Annotated in this window: 24 protein-coding genes; 20 read left to right on the plus strand and 4 right to left on the minus strand. The window is 68.6% G+C overall.

The window, feature by feature from the left end; genetic code table 11:
* Positions 1-59: 59 nt before the first annotated feature.
* Both AU198_RS25070 and regX read left to right on the plus strand, forming a co-directional pair.
* Positions 60-1,244: a sensor histidine kinase gene (locus AU198_RS25070; protein WP_064351296.1), complete on the plus strand. Its 1,185-nt coding sequence runs from the start codon at positions 60-62 to the stop codon at positions 1,242-1,244.
* Positions 1,241-1,927: a two-component sensory transduction protein RegX gene (gene regX, locus AU198_RS25075; RefSeq protein WP_064351297.1), complete on the plus strand. Its 687-nt coding sequence runs from the start codon at positions 1,241-1,243 to the stop codon at positions 1,925-1,927. Before AU198_RS25070 ends, regX begins: the two co-directional genes overlap by 4 nt.
* A gap of 13 nt (positions 1,928-1,940) precedes the next feature.
* On the opposite strand, the gene AU198_RS25080 is transcribed toward regX, so the two are convergent.
* Together AU198_RS25080 and AU198_RS25085 are read right to left on the minus strand one after the other, a co-directional pair.
* Positions 1,941-2,255, minus strand: a complete 315-nt coding sequence (locus tag AU198_RS25080) for a YciI family protein (protein ID WP_197416216.1) — start codon at positions 2,253-2,255, stop codon at positions 1,941-1,943.
* On the minus strand, positions 2,252-3,049 hold the full coding sequence (locus AU198_RS25085; RefSeq protein ID WP_064351298.1) for a DUF3109 family protein: 798 nt from the start codon (positions 3,047-3,049) through the stop codon (positions 2,252-2,254). Before AU198_RS25085 ends, AU198_RS25080 begins: the two co-directional genes overlap by 4 nt.
* A gap of 12 nt (positions 3,050-3,061) precedes the next feature.
* Between AU198_RS25085 and AU198_RS25090 the strand changes: the two genes are divergently transcribed.
* The 9 genes from AU198_RS25090 to AU198_RS25125 all read left to right on the plus strand — a co-directional run bounded on the left by AU198_RS25090 (position 3,062) and on the right by AU198_RS25125 (position 10,734).
* The gene (locus tag AU198_RS25090) at positions 3,062-4,063 is read left to right on the plus strand and encodes a Ppx/GppA family phosphatase (RefSeq protein WP_064351299.1); all 1,002 of its coding nucleotides are present in this window, start codon (positions 3,062-3,064) and stop codon (positions 4,061-4,063) included.
* 25 nt (positions 4,064-4,088) lie between these two features.
* Positions 4,089-5,225 (plus strand): Rv0497 family membrane protein, encoded by a 1,137-nt coding sequence (locus AU198_RS25095; protein ID WP_064351399.1) that lies wholly within the window; start codon positions 4,089-4,091, stop codon positions 5,223-5,225.
* Positions 5,226-5,240: 15 nt separating this feature from the next.
* On the plus strand, positions 5,241-6,086 hold the full coding sequence (locus tag AU198_RS25100) for a sugar phosphate isomerase/epimerase family protein (protein WP_064351300.1): 846 nt from the start codon (positions 5,241-5,243) through the stop codon (positions 6,084-6,086).
* 46 nt (positions 6,087-6,132) lie between these two features.
* On the plus strand, positions 6,133-6,942 hold the full coding sequence (locus AU198_RS25105; protein ID WP_064351301.1) for a thioesterase family protein: 810 nt from the start codon (positions 6,133-6,135) through the stop codon (positions 6,940-6,942).
* 58 nt (positions 6,943-7,000) lie between these two features.
* Positions 7,001-7,882 carry a pyrroline-5-carboxylate reductase gene (gene proC, locus AU198_RS25110; RefSeq protein WP_064351302.1) on the plus strand — a complete coding sequence of 294 codons (882 nt, stop codon included), beginning with the start codon at positions 7,001-7,003 and terminating at the stop codon, positions 7,880-7,882.
* A gap of 127 nt (positions 7,883-8,009) precedes the next feature.
* The gene (locus AU198_RS25115) at positions 8,010-8,270 is read left to right on the plus strand and encodes a helix-turn-helix domain-containing protein (protein ID WP_064351303.1); all 261 of its coding nucleotides are present in this window, start codon (positions 8,010-8,012) and stop codon (positions 8,268-8,270) included.
* 125 nt (positions 8,271-8,395) lie between these two features.
* The gene (locus AU198_RS26015; protein ID WP_003402602.1) at positions 8,396-8,497 is read left to right on the plus strand and encodes a 30S ribosomal protein bS22; all 102 of its coding nucleotides are present in this window, start codon (positions 8,396-8,398) and stop codon (positions 8,495-8,497) included.
* Between the two features lie 31 nt (positions 8,498-8,528).
* The gene (locus AU198_RS25120; protein ID WP_064351304.1) at positions 8,529-9,629 is read left to right on the plus strand and encodes an SDR family oxidoreductase; all 1,101 of its coding nucleotides are present in this window, start codon (positions 8,529-8,531) and stop codon (positions 9,627-9,629) included.
* A 37-nt stretch (positions 9,630-9,666) separates the two neighbouring features.
* Positions 9,667-10,734 carry a lysophospholipid acyltransferase family protein gene (locus AU198_RS25125; RefSeq protein ID WP_064351305.1) on the plus strand — a complete coding sequence of 356 codons (1,068 nt, stop codon included), beginning with the start codon at positions 9,667-9,669 and terminating at the stop codon, positions 10,732-10,734.
* A gap of 20 nt (positions 10,735-10,754) precedes the next feature.
* On the opposite strand, the gene AU198_RS25130 is transcribed toward AU198_RS25125, so the two are convergent.
* Positions 10,755-11,288, minus strand: coding sequence for an FAS1-like dehydratase domain-containing protein (locus tag AU198_RS25130; protein ID WP_064351306.1), 534 nt, complete (start codon positions 11,286-11,288; stop codon positions 10,755-10,757).
* 78 nt (positions 11,289-11,366) lie between these two features.
* Positions 11,367-12,257 carry an HAD family hydrolase gene (locus AU198_RS25135; RefSeq protein WP_064351307.1) on the minus strand — a complete coding sequence of 297 codons (891 nt, stop codon included), beginning with the start codon at positions 12,255-12,257 and terminating at the stop codon, positions 11,367-11,369.
* A gap of 39 nt (positions 12,258-12,296) precedes the next feature.
* On the opposite strand from AU198_RS25135, the gene AU198_RS25140 reads away from it, so the two are divergent.
* From AU198_RS25140 to AU198_RS25180, 9 genes are all read left to right on the plus strand, one after another.
* Complete coding sequence (locus AU198_RS25140) at positions 12,297-12,551, plus strand: glutaredoxin family protein (RefSeq protein ID WP_064351308.1); 255 nt, start codon at positions 12,297-12,299, stop codon at positions 12,549-12,551.
* Positions 12,552-12,691: 140 nt separating this feature from the next.
* Positions 12,692-14,035, plus strand: a complete 1,344-nt coding sequence (locus AU198_RS25145; RefSeq protein ID WP_064351309.1) for a glutamyl-tRNA reductase — start codon at positions 12,692-12,694, stop codon at positions 14,033-14,035.
* Between the two features lie 3 nt (positions 14,036-14,038).
* Positions 14,039-14,971 carry a hydroxymethylbilane synthase gene (hemC, locus tag AU198_RS25150; protein ID WP_064351310.1) on the plus strand — a complete coding sequence of 311 codons (933 nt, stop codon included), beginning with the start codon at positions 14,039-14,041 and terminating at the stop codon, positions 14,969-14,971.
* A gap of 54 nt (positions 14,972-15,025) precedes the next feature.
* Positions 15,026-16,684 (plus strand): bifunctional uroporphyrinogen-III C-methyltransferase/uroporphyrinogen-III synthase, encoded by a 1,659-nt coding sequence (locus AU198_RS25155; protein WP_064351311.1) that lies wholly within the window; start codon positions 15,026-15,028, stop codon positions 16,682-16,684.
* 24 nt (positions 16,685-16,708) lie between these two features.
* Positions 16,709-17,689, plus strand: a complete 981-nt coding sequence (gene hemB, locus AU198_RS25160) for a porphobilinogen synthase (protein ID WP_064351312.1) — start codon at positions 16,709-16,711, stop codon at positions 17,687-17,689.
* Entirely contained in the window at positions 17,686-18,138 is a 453-nt protein-coding gene (locus AU198_RS25165; protein ID WP_064351313.1) for a hypothetical protein, read from the plus strand. Before hemB ends, AU198_RS25165 begins: the two co-directional genes overlap by 4 nt.
* A gap of 20 nt (positions 18,139-18,158) precedes the next feature.
* The gene (locus tag AU198_RS25170; protein ID WP_064351314.1) at positions 18,159-18,530 is read left to right on the plus strand and encodes a hypothetical protein; all 372 of its coding nucleotides are present in this window, start codon (positions 18,159-18,161) and stop codon (positions 18,528-18,530) included.
* The gene (mce1N, locus tag AU198_RS25175; RefSeq protein ID WP_064351315.1) at positions 18,527-19,009 is read left to right on the plus strand and encodes a transport-regulating membrane protein Mce1N; all 483 of its coding nucleotides are present in this window, start codon (positions 18,527-18,529) and stop codon (positions 19,007-19,009) included. Before AU198_RS25170 ends, mce1N begins: the two co-directional genes overlap by 4 nt.
* On the plus strand, positions 19,006-19,305 hold the full coding sequence (locus AU198_RS25180; protein WP_064351316.1) for a hypothetical protein: 300 nt from the start codon (positions 19,006-19,008) through the stop codon (positions 19,303-19,305). The genes mce1N and AU198_RS25180 overlap by 4 nt, the downstream gene beginning before the upstream one ends.
* Positions 19,306-19,339: the final 34 nt, after the last annotated feature.

Genomic DNA, 19,339 nt, shown 5'->3' on the forward strand with positions numbered 1-19,339 from the left:
TGTCCCGATTTGGCCGCACGCTGCTGGGATGACGTTCACCGGATGCGTACGATTTCGGCGTGAGTGTCGTTTGGGCACTGCTGCTGGCGGCGGTGGTCGCACTGCTCGCTCTGGGGGCCGGTTTCGCGCTCGGAGCGCGTCTCGGCCCCCGTCTCACGGATCGCAGACAACGCCGCGCCACCGTGCAGACCGGCATCACCGTCTCCCAGATGCTCTCCCACATCGCATCGCGGGCGCCCACGGGGATCGTGGTGGTCGACCACTTCCGTGACGTGGTGTACGCCAACGACCGGGCCCGCGAGCTGGGACTGGTTCGCGACCGGCTGCTCGACGAGCGGGCCTGGCGGGCCGCCGAGCGCACACTGTCCACCGGCGAGCCCGGCGACGTCGACCTCACCGCACACAAGCGGGCCAATCCCGGCCGGTCCGGCCTGTCGGTGCGCGGACACGTTCAGCTGCTGACCGACCAGGACCGCCGCTTCGCCGTCGTCTACGTCGACGACCACTCCGAATACGCCCGCATGGAAGCCACTCGCCGGGACTTCGTCGCCAACGTCAGCCACGAGCTCAAGACGCCGGTCGGTGCGATGGGCCTGCTGGCCGAGGCGCTGCTCGCATCGGCCGACGACCCCGAGACCGTGCGCCGATTCGCCGAGAAGATGGTCGCCGAGTCCAACCGGCTGGCCAACATGATCGGCGAGCTGATCGAGCTGTCCCGGTTGCAGGGCGCCGAGCGCCTGCCCGACCTCACGGCCGTCGACGTCGACACCGTGGTCTCCGAGGCGCTGTCGCGCCACAAGGTGCCCGCTGACAACGCAGACATCAAGATCACCACCGACGCGCCGACCGGTTTCCGTGCGCTGGGCGATCAGGCGCTGCTGGTCACCGCGATAGCGAACCTGGTCTCCAACGCGATCGCCTACTCGCCGCACGGGTCGTCGGTGTCGATCAGCCGGCGGCGTCGCGGGGACAACATCGAGATCGCCGTCACCGACCGCGGTATCGGCATCGCGGGTGAGGACCAGGAGCGGGTGTTCGAGCGATTCTTCCGCGTCGACAAGGCCCGGTCCCGGGCCACCGGCGGCACCGGGCTCGGGTTGGCCATCGTCAAACACGTCGCGGCCAACCACAACGGAAGCATCCGGCTGTGGAGTCAGCCGGGAACGGGATCGACGTTCACCCTGTCGATCCCGGCCTATCCCGATCACGAATCGGACGAACGAGAGGACCATCCAAACCAATGACCAGTGTGCTGATCGTGGAGGACGAGGAGTCCTTGGCCGATCCCCTGGCCTTTCTTCTTCGCAAAGAGGGCTTCGAGGCCACCGTCGTCACCGACGGTCCCGCGGCCTTGGCCGAGTTCGAGCGCTCCGGCGCCGACATCGTGCTGCTCGACCTGATGCTGCCCGGTATGAGCGGTACCGATGTCTGTCGTCAATTGCGTTCGCGCTCAAGCGTTCCGGTGATCATGGTGACCGCCCGCGACAGCGAGATCGACAAGGTCGTCGGGCTCGAACTCGGTGCCGACGACTACGTCACCAAGCCGTACTCGGCCCGCGAACTGATCGCTCGTATCCGCGCGGTGTTGCGGCGCGGCGCCGAGAATGACGACACCGGGATCGGCGACGGCGTACTGGAGGCCGGGCCGGTCCGGATGGACGTCGAGCGCCACGTGGTCTCGGTGAACGGACAGCCGGTGACGATGCCGCTCAAGGAGTTCGACCTACTCGAGTACCTGATGCGCAACAGCGGCCGGGTGCTGACGCGCGGCCAGCTCATCGACCGGGTGTGGGGTGCCGACTACGTCGGCGACACCAAAACCCTTGACGTGCATGTGAAGCGGCTGCGGTCCAAGATCGAGGCCGATCCGGCCAACCCCGTACATCTGGTTACCGTCCGCGGCCTGGGCTACAAACTCGAGGGCTAGTGGCCTCGCTGGTCTAACCCGTGGTGCCGCCCATGATTTCGAGGACATCGAACGTGTTGACCCCGGCGGTGACCGACGGGTCGCGCTCGGCGATCGCGAGCACCTCGGCGCGGTCGCCCGCGCGCAGCACGCCCATTCCCCACACGCCTTCGGGGTCGGCGACCGGGCCGTAAACGACGACGCGACCCTCGGCGAGCAGTTGCTCCCAGTACTGCTGGTGCGCCGCCATCGCCTGCTGCTCGGCCGGCGTCATGGTCTGGGCGAAATCCGGTCTCGGCGGGATCAGCCGGAACAGGAACAGCGATGCGGCGCCCGAAGGGTCGGTCATCCGGCCAAGCGGGTCGCCGGGTGCACCGCGATGAGCCCTAATCCGCTGCGCCGCTTGCACATCGCCGCGAGCTCCGCGTAGGCCTTCTCGCCGAGCAGTTCAGTCAGTTCGGGTCCGTAGGACTCCCAGACCTGCTTGGCGCCGACGTGCGCGTTGGGATCGCCGGTGCAGTACCAGTGCAGGTCGGCGCCACCTTCACCCCAGCCGCGACGGTCGTACTCGGTGATCCACGTCTTGAGGATCTCGGTCCCGTCGGGCCGCTCCACCCACTCCTGCGTGCGGCGGATCGGCAGCTGCCAGCACACGTCGGGCTTCATGGTCAGAGGTTCGACGCCGAGCTTGAGCGCCTTGCTGTGCAGCGCGCACCCGATGCCGCCGGCGAAACCGGGCCGGTTCAGAAAGATGCAGGCGCCCTTGTACTTTCGGGTGCGCAAGTTGGGCTTGTCGTCGTACTCGTCCATCTCGAGGTAGCCCTTTTTGCCGAGCCCCTTCTCGCGGAACTGCCAGTCCTCGGCGGTCAGCGTTTTCACCGCGTCGTCGAGGCGGGCGATGTCGTCATCGTCGGACATGAACGCGCCGTGCGAACAACACCCGTCATCCGGGCGTCCCTCCACCGTGCCCTTGCACGCCGGGGTGCCGAACACGCACGTCCACCGCGAGAGCAACCACGTCAGATCGGCCGCTATCAAGTGCTCGGGATTGTCGGGGTCGTAGAACTCGACCCACTCACGGGCGAAATCGAGTTCGACCTCTCCACGGTGCGGTGCAGTCACAATTCTCAACGGTAGACCCATTAAGTTGGATGAGTGCGATTAGGCGTGCTCGACGTGGGCAGCAATACCGTTCACCTTCTGGTGGTGGACGCGCGACGCGGTGGCCACCCGACGCCGATGAGTTCGACCAAAGCCTCGCTGCGCCTCGCCGAGGCCATCGACAGCGACGGCAAGATCACCCGCAGGGGTGCCGACAAACTGATCGGCACCATCGACGAATTCGCCAAGATCGCCACGAGCTCGGGCTGTGCGGAGCTGATGGCGTTCGCCACCTCCGCGGTGCGCGACGCGAAGAACTCCGAAGAGCTGCTCGCCAGGGTGCTCGCCGAGACGGGGGTGGCGCTGCGGGTGCTCGCCGGCGTCGACGAGTCGCGACTGACGTTCCTGGCGGTGCGGCGGTGGTACGGCTGGAGCGCCGGACGCATCATCAACATCGACATCGGCGGCGGCTCGCTCGAACTGTCCAACGGCGTCGACGAGGAGCCGGAGGTCGCGCTGTCACTTCCGCTCGGAGCGGGCCGGCTCACCCGCGAATGGCTCCCGGACGATCCGCCGGGCAGGCGGCGGGTGGCGATGCTGCGCGACTGGCTGGCCACCGAGCTGGCCGACGCCGGGGCCCAGATGCTCAAGCCCGGCGCCCCCGACCTCGCAGTCGCGTCGTCGAAGACGTTCCGCTCGCTGGCCAGGCTGACCGGCGCGGCGCCGTCGGGGGCGGGTCCGCGGGTCAAACGGACGCTGACTGCCACCGGATTAAGGCAGCTCATAAATTTCATCTCTAGGATGACCGCGGCTGACCGTGCCGAACTGGAAGGGGTGAGTGCCGATCGGGCGCCACAGATCGTGGCAGGAGCGTTGGTCGCTGAGGCGAGCATGAATGCCCTCGGTGTCGAGAGCGTCGACATCTGCCCCTGGGCGTTGCGGGAGGGGCTGATTCTGCGGAGACTCGACAGCGAAGCCGATGGCAGCGGTTTCGCCGGCGGCGCCGCCGACAATCCGGCCTCAGCACAGGCGTTTGTGCGTAATGCTGGACGATAATGACGAGGCCCGAAGGCAACACACGATGACAGGACCAGAAGACGACCACAGCAACACGCGACCCATCTCGGTCGCGGAGTTGCTGGCGCGCAACGGCACGATCGGGGCCCCGCCGGTCGGCGGGCGGCGCCGTCGTCGCCGCGGTGCCGACTCCGTCACCGTCGCCGAACTGACGGGTGAGATCCCGATCATCCGCGACGACGACGCGCCCGCCACGGGGGGTTCGGCCGCCGCCGTGGTCGAGGCCCCCGCCGACGCCGAGCCCGTCGCTCCCGCGGAAACCGCGGACACCGAACCCGCCACCGAGACTGCGCAGGCCGCCCCCGCTGAGACTGCTGACGCGGCATCCACGGACGGCGCCGTCGACCACGTCGAGGAGGCCGAGCCCGACAGCGAAGAGGTTGACGAGAACGCGCCTGAGGTCGAGGCCGTCGAAGCCGAGGACGAAGCCGAGCCCGGCGCGGACGAGGACACCGACTACGCCGATGCGGTCGCCGACTACCAGACCCACATCGAGCGGCGCGACGCCGACGAGGACGTGGACTTCTTCGCCCCGCCGCGGCGCTCGACCTTCGCGCGCCGGCGCTTCGGCATGCTCGGTCGAAGCGCGTCGGCAGAGCGCAGCGACGCCCAGGTCGGCGCCGAGGAGATGAGCCCGGACCCGCTCGACTGGGCCGATCCGGACGCCGACGAGGACGACGCCGCCGACGCCGCCGTCGCCGTGGCCGAGCCGGAGCACGACGACGAGCGCGAGAATCTGCCGTCCTACCTGCGATCCCCCGACGACGCCTTGTTCGGCGGTCCCGACGTCGACGACGATGTCGCTCGGCGCGACAACGGCCCGAGCCCCGTCGACCTCGACCTCGACGAGGAGGAGGACACGGCGCGCCCGGGTGCGATGTCGTCGTTCCTGCGCGGGGCCATGATCGTCGGGCAGTGCATCGTCGCGGTCGCGTTCGGGGCCGGGCTGTTCATCGCGTTCGACCAGCTGTGGAAGTGGAACAGCATCGTCGCGCTGGTGCTCGGCGTGCTGGTCATCCTGGGTTTGGTGGTCGGGGTGCGCGTGGTCCGCAAGACCGAGGACATCGGCAGCACACTGATCGCCGTCGCGGTCGGGGCGATGGTGACTTTCGGGCCGCTGGCACTGATGCAGGCGGCTTGAGGCGCCCAATCACCCGTGCGTCCAGCCATTAAGGTCGGTCTGTCGACGGCCTCGGTCTACCCGCTGAGAACCGAGGCGGCCTTCGAATACGCGGCCAAGCTCGGCTACGACGGGGTCGAGCTCATGGTGTGGGCCGAGACGGTCAGCCAGGATATCGACGCCATCGAGCGGTTGTCCGAGAAGTACCACGTGCCGGTGCTCTCCGTGCACGCGCCGTGCCTGTTGATCACCCAGCGGGTGTGGGGCGCCAACCCGATCCCCAAGCTCGAACGCAGCGTGCGGGCAGCCGAGCAGCTGGGCGCCCAGACCGTGGTGGTGCACCCGCCGTTTCGCTGGCAGCGCCGCTACGCCGAAGGCTTCTCCGAGCAGGTCGCCGAGCTCGAGGCATCCAGCGAGGTGATGGTCGCCGTCGAGAACATGTTCCCGTTCCGTGCCGACCGCTTCTTCGGCGCGGGTCAGAGCTCGATCGAGCGCATGCGCAAACGCGGCGGCCGACCAGGCCCGGGCATCTCGGCGTTCGCACCGTCCTACGATCCGCTCGACGGCGAGCACGCCCACTACACGCTCGACCTGTCGCACACCGCTACCGCCGGCTCCGATGCGCTCGAGATGGCGCGCCGCATGGGGGAGGGGTTGGTGCACCTGCACCTATGCGACGGCAGCGGCGCCCCGACCGACGAGCACCTGGTGCCCGGCCGCGGCACTCAGCCGACGGTGGAGGTGTGCGAGATGCTGGCCGCAAGCGACTTCAACGGCCATGTGATCCTTGAGGTGACCACATCGGGCGCCCGCACGGCCGCCGAACGCGAGGCGCTGCTGGTCGAGTCGTTGCAGTTCGCCCGCAGGCATCTGCTGCGCTGACACACCCTGACCTCGTTCCGAACTCGCTTCCAGAAGGATTTCCCAGATGGCCGGCTCCACCCTGTTCACCGACGCCATGGCGCTCACACCCGCCGGTGACGGCGTGTATCACGGTGAGCTGAACGAACATTGGACGATCGGGCCGAAGGTGCACGGCGGTGCGATGCTCGCGCTCTGCGCGAACGCCGCGCGGATGGAGCACGCAGGAGACGTGCAACCGATCGCGGTGTCGGGAAACTTTTTGTGGGCGCCCGATCCCGGCCCGATGCAGGTGGTCACCACGGTGCGCAAGCGCGGGCGTCGTGTCAGCCTGATCGACGTCGAACTCAACCAGCGTGACCGCACGGCTCTTCGGGCCGCAATCACGCTCGGCGAGCCGGAACACCATGTGGCGCCGCTGCTCTCGGTCAATCCCGTGATCCCGTTGATGCAACCGGAGCCGCCGCCCGGTCTGGAGCCGATCGGCGAGGGCCATCCGATGGCCGACATCGTCCACCTTGCGCACGGCTGCGACATCCGGCCCTCGCTGACCACGATGGAGCCGCGGTCCGACGGCGGGCCGCCGGTGATCGAGTACTGGGTGCGGCCCAAGGGCTGCGCCCCGGACGTGCTTTTCGCGCTGCTGTGCGGCGACGTGTCGGCCCCCGTGACGTTCGGCGTCAACCGGTTCGGATGGGCGCCCACCGTCCAGCTGACGGCATACCTGCGCACTCTGCCCGCCGACGGGTGGCTGCGCGTCCTGTGCACGACGGTGCAGATCGGCCAGGACTGGTTCGACGAGGACCACATCGTCGTCGACTGCGAGGGCCACATCGTCGTGCAGTCCCGCCAACTCGCGATGGTTCCGCAGGCCTGAGGCGATCCGCGGTGGGTGGCCGCACACGCGGTGGCCGGCCGTCTGCAATGCTTCCGGCATGGCCAGAATCGCGATCGTCGGCGGCGGAAGTATCGGTGAGGCGCTGCTGTCCGGGCTGCTGCGGGCCGGGCGGCAGGTCAAGGACCTGGTGGTGGCGGAGAAGGATTCCGACCGGGCCCAGTACCTGGCCGACACCTATTCGGTGCTGGTGACGACGGTGGCCAACGCGGTGGACCACGCGAGCTACGTGATCGTGGCCGTCAAACCCGCCGACGTGGCCGGACTCGTCGACGAGATCGTCGACGCGGCGGCCAATGCCGAAAGCGACACGGCAGAACAGGTTTTCGTGACGGTCGCGGCGGGCGTCACCACCGAGTACTACGAGAACAAGCTGCCCGCCGGCGCGCCGGTGGTCCGCGTCATGCCCAACGCGCCGATGGTCGTCGGCGGGGGAGTCAGCGCGCTGTCGCCAGGGCGCTTCGCCACCCCCGAACAGATGAAGGAGGTCTCGGCGATCTTCGACGCGGTCGGCGGGGTGCTCACGGTGCCCGAGTCTCAACTCGATGCGGTCACCGCGATCTCCGGGTCGGGACCGGCGTACTTCTTCCTGATGGTGGAGGCGCTCGTCGACGCCGGTGTGGACGCCGGGCTGACGCGATCGGCGGCCACCGAACTCGTCGCGCAGACCATGGCCGGGTCGGCCGCGATGTTGCTGGATCGCCTCGACCGGGCCGGGACCGCGGGTGGTGCCGCCGGCGGTCCGTCGGGTGCGGGAATGGACACCACGCCCGCTCAACTGCGCGCCACGGTCACCTCGCCGGGTGGCACCACCGCAGCAGGTCTGCGGGAACTCGAGAGGGGTGGTCTGCGGGCGGCGGTAGCCAGGGCCGTCGAGGCGGCGAAAAGGCGCTCTGAGCAGCTCGGAATTACATCTGAGTAATTCATTGAATTGCCCACACCCGTCGCAGTAACACCATCTGCCACGCTATTCTCCTCGTGTAAGCACGGGTCGGTGCCAGCGGTGGGGAAGCCGCTGGAACTGCCCGTGCCTGAATGATTGGGTTGCGATGACGTCTATGAACGGGCCATCCTCGCGGGATTCGGCCAGTGGGAAGTCGGCTCGGGACTCCGGATCCGACGGTCAACAGCCACGGGCACAATTCCTCACCGTCGCCGAGGTGGCGAGCCTGATGCGGGTCAGCAAGATGACGGTGTACCGGCTGGTGCACAACGGCGAGCTGCCCGCCGTCCGGGTCGGCCGCTCGTTCCGCGTGCATGCGAAGGCCGTTCACGACATGTTGGAGAGCTCGTACTTCGACGCAGGCTGATCGACCAACGTCCCGGGCGCCCTTCGCCGGTCGGGCGCGTTTCGCGGTTACCTGCACAGCCCGGTAAAGTGGCCGGGTCAGTCAACGATGCTCATCGGGCAGGTAAGGCGTAGGTAGCGGAGTTCATGGGTTCAGTCATCAAGAAGCGGCGCAAGCGCATGTCGAAGAAGAAGCACCGCAAGCTGCTTCGTCGCACCCGGGTCCAGCGCAGAAAACTCGGCAAGTAAACGCCGCCCGCCGTCGCTAGGCTGACCGGACATGGATTCCGAGGGCCGTGCCAATGGAGACGTCAACGGGACTGACCCGCGCGACGCCGTGCAGTATCCGAAAGTCGTGCTGGTCACCGGGGCGTGCCGGTTTCTCGGCGGCTATCTGACGGCCAGGCTGGCGCAGAACCCGTTGATCAACCATGTGATCGCCGTCGATGCGATCACTCCGAGCAAGGATCTTCTGCGGCGGATGGGCCGCGCGGAGTTCGTCCGCGCCGACATCCGCAACCCCTTCATCGCGAAGGTCATCCGCAACGGCGACGTCGACACCGTGGTGCACGCCGCGGCCGCGTCCTACGCGCCGCGCTCCGGAGGCCGGGCGACGCTCAAGGAACTCAACGTGATGGGTGCTATTCAGCTGTTCGCGGCCTGCCAGAAGGCCCCCTCGGTGCGACGCGTGGTGCTCAAGTCCACGTCAGAGGTGTACGGCTCGACCTCGCGCGACCCGGTGATGTTCACCGAGGACACCAGCGCGCGGCGGCCACCGGGGGAGGGCTTCGCCCGCGACAGCATCGACATCGAGGGCTATGCGCGGGGACTGGGACGGCGTCGGCCCGACATCGCGGTCACCATCCTGCGGTTGGCCAACATGATCGGACCGGGCATGGACACGGCGCTCTCGCGCTACCTCGCCGGGCCCGTGGTGCCGACGGTGATCGGACACGACGCCCGGCTGCAGCTACTGCACGAACAGGATGCGCTCGGGGCGCTCGAGCGCGCGACGATGGCGGGCAAGGCGGGCACCTACAACGTCGGCGCGTCCGGCATCGTGATGATGAGCCAGGCGATCCGGCGGGCCGGCCGGATCGCGCTGCCCGTGCCGCGATCGGCCCTGGCGGCGGTGGATTCGCTGAGGCGTGCGACTCGTTACACTGAACTCGATCGTGAACAGCTGAACTACCTCAGTTATGGCAGAGTGATGGACACATCGCGGATGCGCAACGATCTCGGCTACAACCCGAAGTGGACGACGGTGGAGGCCTTCGACGACTACGTCCGAGGTCGCGGATTGACTCCGATCGTCGACCCGCGGTGGGTACGCTCAATGGAGAGTCGCGCCGTTGCCGCGGCGCAAAGGTGGGGGCGCTAGGCGCATCAACTGATCGGGTGGGGAGAAGGAAACGACCGTGGCGGGCGAGTCCAAGGCGAAAGTCATTCCGCTGCATGGCAATTCAAGCCGTGCAGCGGCTCAGCGGCGTAATGCCGCACGAGCGCAGGGCTCGCGCCGACATCCCTCGCAGCTGTCGGATCCGGTAGGCGGAGCTTCCGCCGAGGAGATCGCGGCCGTCGTCCGCGAGATCGACGAGCACCGCGGCGGTGCCGCGGGCGCGACGGCGGTCGACGAGACGCCCACCGAGCTGGCCAAGCAGATCGCCTCGGTCGCCGAGTTCGTGCGCAAGCGGATGACGGGTGAGTACACCGTCGACGAGTTCGGGTTCGATGCCCACCTCAACAACGCAATCTTTTTGCCTTTGCTGAGAGTCTTCTTCAAGTCGTGGTTCCGCGTCGAGGTGAGCGGCATCGAGCATCTGCCCGAAACCGGCGCCGCGCTCGTGGTGGCCAACCACGCCGGTGTGCTGCCGTTCGACGGGCTGATGACGTCGGTGGCGGTGCACGACCACCACCCCGCGCACCGCGACCTGCGCCTGCTCGCTGCCGACATGGTCTTCGACCTGCCGGTGGTCGGTCAGGCCGCCCGCAAGGCCGGCCACACGATGGCCTGCACGGCCGACGCCCATCGACTGCTGGCCGCGGGCGAGCTGACCGCGGTGTTCCCCGAGGGCTACAAGGGCCTGGGCAAGCACTTCAAGGACCGCTACAAGCTGCAGCGATTCGGCCGCGGCGGCTTCGTCTCAGCGGCGCTGCGCACCAAAGCGCCAATCGTGCCGTGCTCGATTGTCGGGTCAGAGGAGATCTATCCGATGATCGCCGACGTCAAGCTGCTGGCCCGGCTGCTCGGGCTGCCCTACTTCCCGATCACGCCGTTCTTCCCGCTGGCGGGTCCGGCGGGCATGGTGCCGCTGCCGTCGAAATGGCACATCCAGTTCGGTGAACCGATCGAGACCGCGGAGTACGACGAGTCGGCCGCCGACGATCCGATGGTCACCTTCGAACTCACCGACCAGGTGCGCGAAACCATCCAGCAGACGCTCTACCAACTGCTCACCCAGCGTCGGAACACCTTCTTCGGCTGAGCGCCGAAAACCCGCTAGCTCTACGAATTACTTTGCTTGGCAATCATTTTCGCGATTGCCTCATCGCGGGCGGCGGCGATGCGCTGACTCACCTCGTCGGCTTCGGTGTCCGACTGCGCCTCGCCCATGACCGTGACGACGCTCGTCAGCACGGGGTTCCCGTCGGCGTCGGTCACCTCGCCGCGCACCTCGGTGACGATGGCGCCGTGCGATTCGGTGACCGAGTCGAGGTATGAGTCGAAGAACAGCTTGTCGCCGGCCAGGATCGGGCGGTGGAAGGTGATCTTCTGGTCTCGGTGCAGCACGCGCTCCATGTTGATCGGCACGTCGAACTGGTTGAAGATCTCCAGCTGGACCCGGCGGCCGGCGACGGCGAGGAAGGTCAGCGGGGCGATCAGCGTGTCGTAGCCGTACTCGGCGGCCGCCTCTTCGGTGAAATGCGCCGGGTGCTCGTCCTTGACCGCGCGGGCGAACTCACGGATCTTCTCCCGGTCGACCTCGAAGTAGTCGGGGTACCGGTAGTGGGTCCCGATGATGTTCTCTGCGATCGCCATGCAACGTCTCTTCTCGTCGGAGTGAGCGGCGCGAGCCTATCAGCGGGTCTCGACCACCGGCTCGACCAGAGCGGCTCGTCAGCGGCCCTCTTGGCGGCGCGAGACCACCGCCGCCAGCGCCCCTCCGGCCGCGCCGAGCGCGAGCGCCGACGGCACGCCGATGCGCGCGGCCTTGCGGGCGGTGCGGAAGTCGCGGATCTCCCAGCCCCGCTCACGGGCCAGGTCACGCAGATCGGCGTCGGGGTTGATCGCCACCGCGGTACCCACCAGCGAGAGCATCGGGACGTCGTTGAAGCTGTCCGAGTAGGCGGTGCAGCGGCGCAGGTTGAGCCCCTCGCGGATGGCCAACGAGCGCACCGCGTGCGCCTTGCCGGTGCCGTGCAGGATGTCGCCGACCAGGCGCCCGGTGAACACCCCGTCCACGGATTCCGCGACCGTGCCCAGCGCGCCGGTCAGGCCCAGCCGCTTGGCGATGGTCGCGGCCAGTTCGTACGGGGTCGCGGTGACCAGCCACACCTGCTGTCCGGCGTCCAGATGCATCTGCGCGAGCGCGCGGGTGCCGGGCCAGATCTTGTCGGCGATGATCTCGTCGTAGATCTCCTCGCCGACCGCCATCAACTCGGCCGTCGAGCGGCCCTCGATGAAGGCCAGCGCCTTGCGCCGGCCGGCGGCCACGTCATCGCTGTTCTCGCGCCCGGTCAGTTGGAACTTGGCCTGCGCGTAGACGAACCGCGCGATGTCGCCGTAGGTGAAGTACTTGCGGGCGGCCAGACCGCGGGCGAAGTGGAGCAGCGAGGAGCCGTGTACCAGGGTGTTGTCGACGTCGAAGAACGCCGCCGCGGTCAGGTCGGGGGGCGGAGCGGGCGGCGCCTCGGCAGCTTCGGCCGCGAGGTCGGTGAAGGCCGCCTCCGCGCTGGCCTCACCGGCAAGTTGCTGTTCAGCAGCTTCGCGGTCGCCGTTTCGAGACACGAATCAACCCTAAGTCACGGAAGTGGAGATACTGGCGAGGTGGAGCACCGGGTGGAGTTGCTGACGCGCGACGGTTGCACGATCTGCACCGCGGCGGCTGCCAGGCTCGCGGAGTTGGCCGACGAACTGGGCTTCACGCTGGCCGTCACCGATGTCGACGCCGCCGCGGCCGCGGGCGACTCCGCGCTGCGTGCGGAGCACGGCGACCGGCTGCCCGTCGTCCTGCTCGACGGCAGCGAGCACAGCTACTGGGAGATCGACGAGCCACGCCTTCGCGCCGACTTGGCGAAGTGACCATCCGTTTCTGCGCGAAATTGCGTTCCAGCAGGCCTCCACTCGTGATTCGGCTGCTGGAACGCAATTTCGGCGATAATGGTTGGAATTTGGTGAGCTAACTGTTCAACGACTACCTTGGATGACGTGGTGATGAAGCCGTGAGCGTGTTGCTTTTCGGGGTTTCGCACCGCAGTGCGCCGGTGTCGGTGCTCGAACAGCTGAGCACAGACGAGTCCGATCAGGCCAAGATCGTCGATCAGGTGCTGCAATCCTCGCTCGTCACCGAGGCCATGGTGCTGTCCACGTGCAATCGGGTCGAGATCTACGCCGTCGTCGATGCATTCCACGGCGGGTTGTCGGTGATCGGCCAGGTGCTCTCCGAGCACTCCGGAATGAGCCTCAACGACCTCACCAAATACGCCTATGTGCGGTACGCCGAAGCGGCCGTCGAGCACCTGTTCGCGGTCGCGTCGGGCCTGGATTCCGCCGTCGTCGGCGAACAACAGGTCCTCGGCCAGGTGCGCCGCGCCTACGCCGCGGCCGAGGCCAACCACACCGTCGGACGCACCCTGCACGAACTGTCGCAGCGCGCGCTGGGCGTCGGCAAGCGGGTGCACACCGAGACCGGCATCGACGCCGCGGGCGCCTCGGTGGTGTCGGTTGCACTGTGCAGCGCCGAATCCAAGCTCGGCTCGCTGGCCGGCCGTACCGCGGTGGTCATCGGGGCCGGTTCGATGGGCTCGTTGGCCGCCAAGCACCTGACCCGCGCGGGCGTCGACCGGATCCACGTCGTGAACCGCAGCCAGCCGCGGGCCAAACGGCTCGCCGCGAACATCCGGGAACTGGGCGTCGAGGCGCACGCATTCCCGTTCGACCATCTGCCACCGCTGCTGACCGACGCCGACGTCGTCGTCTCCTGCACGGGAGCGGTGCGCCCGGTGGTATCACTGGCCGACGTGCACCGCGGCCTGGCGCACGGTCAGGAGCCCAAGCAGCTCGTCATCTGCGACCTCGGCATGCCCCGCGACGTCGACCCCGCCGTGGCCGGCCTGCCCGGTGTCTCCGTCGTCGACATGGACCGTATTCAGCGCGAACCGGCCGCCCGCGCCGCGGCCTCCGACGCCGAAGCCGCCCGCGCGATCGTCGCCGCCGAGGTCGCCAACTACCTGGCCGGTCAGCGGATGGCCGAGGTCACCCCGACCGTCACCGCTCTGCGTCAGCGCGCCGCCGACGTGGTCGAGGCAGAGTTGCTGAGGCTCGATCACCGCCTGCCGGGCCTGGACGCCGTCCACCGCGACGAGGTCGCCAAGACGGTGCGACGGGTCGTCGACAAACTCCTGCACGCGCCGACGGTGCGCGTCAAGCAATTGGCGAGTGCGCCGGGCGGGGACAGCTACGCCGAGGCGCTGCGCGAGCTGTTCGAACTCGACCAGCAGGCCGTCGACGCCGTCGCGGGGCCCGAATTACCTTTGATCACACCGGATCTCGATAAGGCCGAGTAACGCTTGACTGTAATTCGGATAGGCACTCGCGCCAGTCTCCTGGCGACCACTCAGGCCGGTACCGTCCGTGACGCGCTCATCGCGAACGGGCATGAAGCCGAGCTCGTCCCCATCTCCACCGAGGGCGACCGCAACCAGGGCCCGATCGCCGAGATCGGCGTGGGCGTGTTCACCGCCGCCCTGCGGGAGGCCATCGACGACGGCCGGGTCGACGCCGCCGTGCACTCCTTCAAGGACCTGCCGACCGCCGCCGATGCCCGCTTCGTCGTAGCCGCGACTCCTCCGCGCGAAGACCCCCGGGACGCGCTGGTGGCACGCGATGGGCTGGTTCTGGGGGAGTTGCCGCAGGGTTCGCTGATCGGCACATCGAGCCCGCGGAGGGCGGCACAGCTTAGAGCACTGGGTCTCGGTTTGGAAATCCGCCCCCTAAGAGGCAACCTGGATACCAGGTTGAACAGGGTTAGCAACGGTGATCTCGACGGCATCGTAGTCGCACGGGCGGGACTGGCTCGCATCGGGCGACTGGCCGATGTCACCGAGACTCTCGAGCCGGTGCAGATGTTGCCAGCGCCGGCTCAAGGTGCGCTCGCGGTCGAGTGCCGCGCAGGCGACACCGAGCTCGCCGCGCTGCTGGCGGAGTTGGACGACGCCGACACGCGCGCCGCGGTCACCGCTGAACGGGCCCTGCTCGCCCGACTGGAGGCGGGTTGTCACGCACCGGTGGGCGCGATCGCTGAGGTGGTCGAGTCCATCGATGAGGACGGCAACGTCTTCGAAGAGGTGTCGCTGCGTGGCTGCGTGGCGGCACTGGACGGATCCGACGTGATCCGCGCGTCCGGCGTCGGCACGACCGGCCGGGCCCGGGAGCTGGGGCTCTCGGTGGCCGAGGAGCTGTTCGACCTCGGGGCGCGCGAACTCATGGCGGACGCCAGATGAAGCAGTAGAGCTGCGATGAGCGTTGAGCGAAGAGCAGAGAGATGAGTGACTGAGATGACAGGCCAGAACAGCGGGCGGGGGCGCAAGCCGAAGCCGGGCCGCATCACGTTCGTCGGCTCGGGTCCCGGTGACCCGGGACTGCTGACGACGCGGGCCCACACGGTGCTCGCCAACGCTGCCTTGGTGTTCACCGATCCCGACGTGCCCGAAGCGGTGCTGGCCCTGGTGGGTTGCGAACTGCCGCCCCCGTCGGGTCCCGAACCGGCCGAGGCCGCCGACAACGGCGAGGCCTCGGGCAAGGAAACACCGGCTCTGCCCGGCGGGCCGGATATCCGGTCGGCCGTGGGCGATCCTGCCGAGGTGGCCAAGACGCTGATCACCGAGGCACGCACCGGGGTCGACGTGGTCCGGCTGGTGGCGGGCGATCCGCTGTCGGTGGACGCGGTGATCACCGAGGTGTCGGCGCTGGCGAAGTCGCATCTGAACTTCGAGATCGTGCCGGGCCTGCCGGACACCACCGCGGTACCCACATATGCGGGTCTGCCGCTGGGGTCCGCGCACACCGTGGCCGATGTCCGCGATCCCGACGTCGACTGGGCCGCACTGGCCGCCGCGCCCGGTCCGCTGATCCTGCACGCGACGGCGTCACATCTGCCTGATGCGGCGCGCACGCTGATCGAGTACGGGCTGACCGACACCACGCCGCTGGTGGTCACCGCGAACGGCACGACGTGCCAGCAGCGTTCGGTCGAGACGACCTTGGCCGGGCTGCTCGACAAGGCCACCCTGGCGGGCAGCGAGCCGGCCGGTCCATTGGCCGGTCCGCTGGTGGTGACCATCGGCAAGACGGTGGCCAACCGCACCAAGCTGAACTGGTGGGAGAGCCGCGCACTGTACGGCTGGACGGTGCTGGTGCCCCGCACCAAGGACCAGGCCGGCGAGATGAGCGAGAAGCTGGTGGGCCACGGTGCATTGCCGATCGAGGTCCCGACCATCGCCGTCGAGCCGCCGCGCAGCCCCGCTCAGATGGAGCGCGCAGTCAAGGGACTGGTCGACGGCCGGTTCCAGTGGGTGGTGTTCACCTCCACCAACGCGGTGCGTGCGGTGTGGGAGAAGTTCAACGAGTTCGGTCTGGACGCCCGGGCGTTCTCGGGTGTGAGGATCGCCTGCGTCGGCCAGGCCACCGCCGAGCGGGTGCGGGCGTTCGGCATCAATCCCGAGCTGGTGCCGGCCGGGGAGCAGTCCTCGCTGGGTCTGCTGGATGAGTTCCCGCCGTACGACGACGTTTTCGACCCGGTGAACCGCGTGCTGCTGCCGCGCGCCGACATCGCCACCGAGACGCTGGCCGAGGGTCTGCGCGAACGCGGTTGGGAGATCGAGGACGTCACGGCCTACCGCACGGTGCGGGCCGCGCCGCCGCCCGCGCACACCCGCGAGATGATCAAGACCGGTGGCTTCGACGCGGTCTGCTTCACCTCGAGCTCCACGGTGCGCAACCTGGTCGGTATCGCGGGCAAGCCGCACGCGCGCACCATCGTCGCGTGCATCGGGCCCAAGACCGCCGAGACCGCAGCGGAATTCGGTCTGCGCGTCGATGTGCAGCCCGAGGTGGCCGCCGTCGGACCGCTGGTCGAGGCGCTCGCCGAGCACGCCGCCCGGCTGCGCGCCGAGGGCGCTCTGCCCCCGCCGCGTAAGAAGAGCCGCCGCCGCTGACCGCGAGACCGAAGGTGGGTTTGCATGGCCTTTCCTAGGCATCGCCCCCGCCGGCTGCGCACGACTCCGGCGCTGCGGCGGCTGGTCGCCGAAACAACCTTGGAGCCAAGGCAACTCGTGTTGCCGATGTTCGTCGCCGACGGGATATCGGAGTCGCGCCCGATCGCCTCCATGCCCGGCGTCGTCCAACACACCCGCGACTCGCTGCGTCGCGCCGCCGCCGACGCGGTGGCCGCCGGTGTGGGTGGCCTGATGCTGTTCGGTGTGCCGCGCGACGAGGACAAGGATCCCACCGGCTCCGTCGGTGTCGCCGAGGACGGCATCCTCAACGTCGCCCTGCGCGATTTGGCGAGTGACGTCGGCGAGGACACCGTGCTGATGGCCGACACCTGCCTCGACGAGTTCACCGACCACGGTCACTGCGGGGTGCTCGACTCCGCCGGTCGCGTCGACAACGACCTGACCAACAAGCGCTACGTGGAACTGGCTGTGGCGCAGGCGGATTCGGGGGCACACGTCGTCGGGCCGAGCGGGATGATGGACGGCCAGGTCGCCGCGATCCGCGACGGCCTGGACGCCGCGGGACACACCGACACGGTGATCCTGGCGTACGCCGCGAAGTTCGCCTCGGGCTTCTACGGGCCGTTCCGGGAAGCGGTGGGCTCGAGCCTGCGCGGCGATCGTCGCACGTACCAACAGAATCCGGGCAACGCCCGCGAGGCGCTGCACGAGGTGGAACTCGACATCGACGAAGGCGCCGACATCGTCATGGTAAAGCCGGCGATGGGCTACCTCGACGTGGTGCGCGCGGCCGCCGACTTGTCGCCTGTTCCGGTGGCGGCTTACCAGGTCTCCGGCGAGTACTCGATGATCAGCGCCGCAGCCGCCAACGGCTGGATCGACTTGCAGACGGTGGCTCTGGAGACACTGACCAGCATCCGGCGGGCGGGAGCCGACATCGTCCTGACGTACTGGGCGGCCGACGTCGCCCGTTGGCTGGCGTGAATCCGGAGCCGCAGGGCCGACCGGATTCGGCCGGCCAGTCGCCTGAGCCGGGTGTCCGTCCAGACGATGTCGACACCGGCTTCTGGCTCTGGGTGGTCGCGCTTGTCCTGATGGTCGTCGGCCAGGTGGTCGACCTGCTGGTCAGCGAACGCACCGAGGGGCTGCCCGCACCGGTGTTGGCCCTCTCGGTGGTGTTCATCGTGATCCTCGGCGCCGTGGCGCTGACCTTCCAGGTTTTGATGCGCAAGGGCTACCGGTGGGCTCGCACCGTGCTGACCGGCGCAGGTGTCGCCACAGTGGTGTACGCCGTGAGCAGCCTGTTCGGCGAGGACCGGCCGCCCGTGGCCGCGCTCGCCTACGCCGTCACCGCGATCCTCGGCTCGGTGCTGATCGTCGGCGGGGTGTACCTGCTGCACCGAAAAGACGCCAACGACTACTTCACCCGGTGACCCGATAGGCTGACCCGACCATGACCGCTCCTGCGCCGCGAACCCGCGTCGTCACCGCCGCCTTCTGGTGCTGGGTCGTCGCCGCGGTGATGCTGATGCTGGGCGGGCTGATCGCCGCCTCGGTGAACCTGCCGCCGCTGTTCCGCGGCGCCGGGGTGCTCACCGCAGTCGCCGGCGCCGGAATGGCGTTCCTTGCAGGTCGCAGCCGCGCGGGTGACGTCCGGTTCCGCCGGGCCGGCGTCGCGTTGGCGCTGACCATCGTCGTGTTCGTCGCGCTGCTCGCGATGCGCGGCGTCGTTCACATCGTGACGCTGCTCGCGGTGCTGCCCCTCATCGCGGGCGCCGTCCTGATCACCCGGCCCAGCGCGAACGCACAAGGGGAAGCGACGTGACCGACAAGCAGACCGCGCCGCAGGTGCTGTTCTACGAACAGGGCGCCAGCTGGTGGTGGTTGGCCGCCGGGCCCGCCGCGGCGATCGCCATGGGGTTGATCCAGGCGTCGGCCGGCTACGGATTCCAATGGGTGGTTCCCGGGATGTTCCTGGTCCTCGTCAGCGGCTTCCTCGCGATCCAGGTCAAGGCCGCCCGCATCCACACCTCGGTGGAGCTGACACCCGAGACGCTGCGGCAGGGCACCGAACGCATCAGTACCGACGAGATCGTGCGCATCTACCCCGAGGCGACCGGTTCGGAGCCACCGAAATGGCAGTCGGCCCGGGCGCTCGGCGAACTCACCGGTGTCCCGCGCGGGCGCACAGGCATCGGGCTGAAGATGACCAACGACCGCACCGCCCAGGCCTGGGCCCGCAAGCATCAAACGCTCCGGCAGACGCTGACCCAGCTCGTCGAAGAGCGCATTCCGCCGGCATGACCGTCCGGGCCGCGCTCGAGTCGGTGCTGGCCGTCGCCGCCGCGGTGGGCAGCGTGCTGAGCTGGTTGGCGGCCAAGACGACGGTCGTGGTCCCGCCGGTGCTCGAAGGTGAACCCCGCACCACCTCAGTCGAGTACAGCGCGCCGATGCTGGGGCTCGCGCTGCTGTTGGCGGCGGTCGCCGGGGTGCTTCTGGTGCTGGCCATCGCGCACACGCGCCTTGCTCGCCGCCCCGCACCATCCCACGCCGCACCATCCGGCACCGCAACATCCGGCACCGCACCATCTGGCGAGTGACCGCGTTTGCACCGTGACACGCCGTCACATCACG

It is taken from the genome of Mycobacterium sp. GA-1199 (genome assembly GCF_001500045.1).
Classification (GTDB): Bacteria; Actinomycetota; Actinomycetes; order Mycobacteriales; family Mycobacteriaceae; genus Mycobacterium.

Excerpts from the sequence above, each read along its gene's own strand:
- AU198_RS25155 (WP_064351311.1), top strand. The coding sequence starts at position 15,026 with ATGACAGGCCAGAACAGCGGGCGGGGGCGCAAGCCGAAGCCGGGCCGC.
- AU198_RS25080 (WP_197416216.1), bottom strand. The coding sequence starts at position 2,255 with ATGACCGACCCTTCGGGCGCCGCATCGCTGTTCCTGTTCCGGCTGATC.
- AU198_RS26015 (WP_003402602.1), top strand. The coding sequence starts at position 8,396 with ATGGGTTCAGTCATCAAGAAGCGGCGCAAGCGCATGTCGAAGAAGAAG.
- AU198_RS25105 (WP_064351301.1), top strand. The coding sequence starts at position 6,133 with ATGGCCGGCTCCACCCTGTTCACCGACGCCATGGCGCTCACACCCGCC.
- hemB (WP_064351312.1), top strand. The coding sequence starts at position 16,709 with ATGGCCTTTCCTAGGCATCGCCCCCGCCGGCTGCGCACGACTCCGGCG.
- AU198_RS25085 (WP_064351298.1), bottom strand. The coding sequence starts at position 3,049 with ATGGGTCTACCGTTGAGAATTGTGACTGCACCGCACCGTGGAGAGGTC.
- AU198_RS25170 (WP_064351314.1), top strand. The coding sequence starts at position 18,159 with ATGACCGCTCCTGCGCCGCGAACCCGCGTCGTCACCGCCGCCTTCTGG.
- regX (WP_064351297.1), top strand. The coding sequence starts at position 1,241 with ATGACCAGTGTGCTGATCGTGGAGGACGAGGAGTCCTTGGCCGATCCC.
- AU198_RS25115 (WP_064351303.1), top strand. The coding sequence starts at position 8,010 with ATGACGTCTATGAACGGGCCATCCTCGCGGGATTCGGCCAGTGGGAAG.
- AU198_RS25180 (WP_064351316.1), top strand. The coding sequence starts at position 19,006 with ATGACCGTCCGGGCCGCGCTCGAGTCGGTGCTGGCCGTCGCCGCCGCG.
- AU198_RS25095 (WP_064351399.1), top strand. The coding sequence starts at position 4,089 with ATGACAGGACCAGAAGACGACCACAGCAACACGCGACCCATCTCGGTC.
- proC (WP_064351302.1), top strand. The coding sequence starts at position 7,001 with ATGGCCAGAATCGCGATCGTCGGCGGCGGAAGTATCGGTGAGGCGCTG.
- AU198_RS25120 (WP_064351304.1), top strand. The coding sequence starts at position 8,529 with ATGGATTCCGAGGGCCGTGCCAATGGAGACGTCAACGGGACTGACCCG.
- AU198_RS25130 (WP_064351306.1), bottom strand. The coding sequence starts at position 11,288 with ATGGCGATCGCAGAGAACATCATCGGGACCCACTACCGGTACCCCGAC.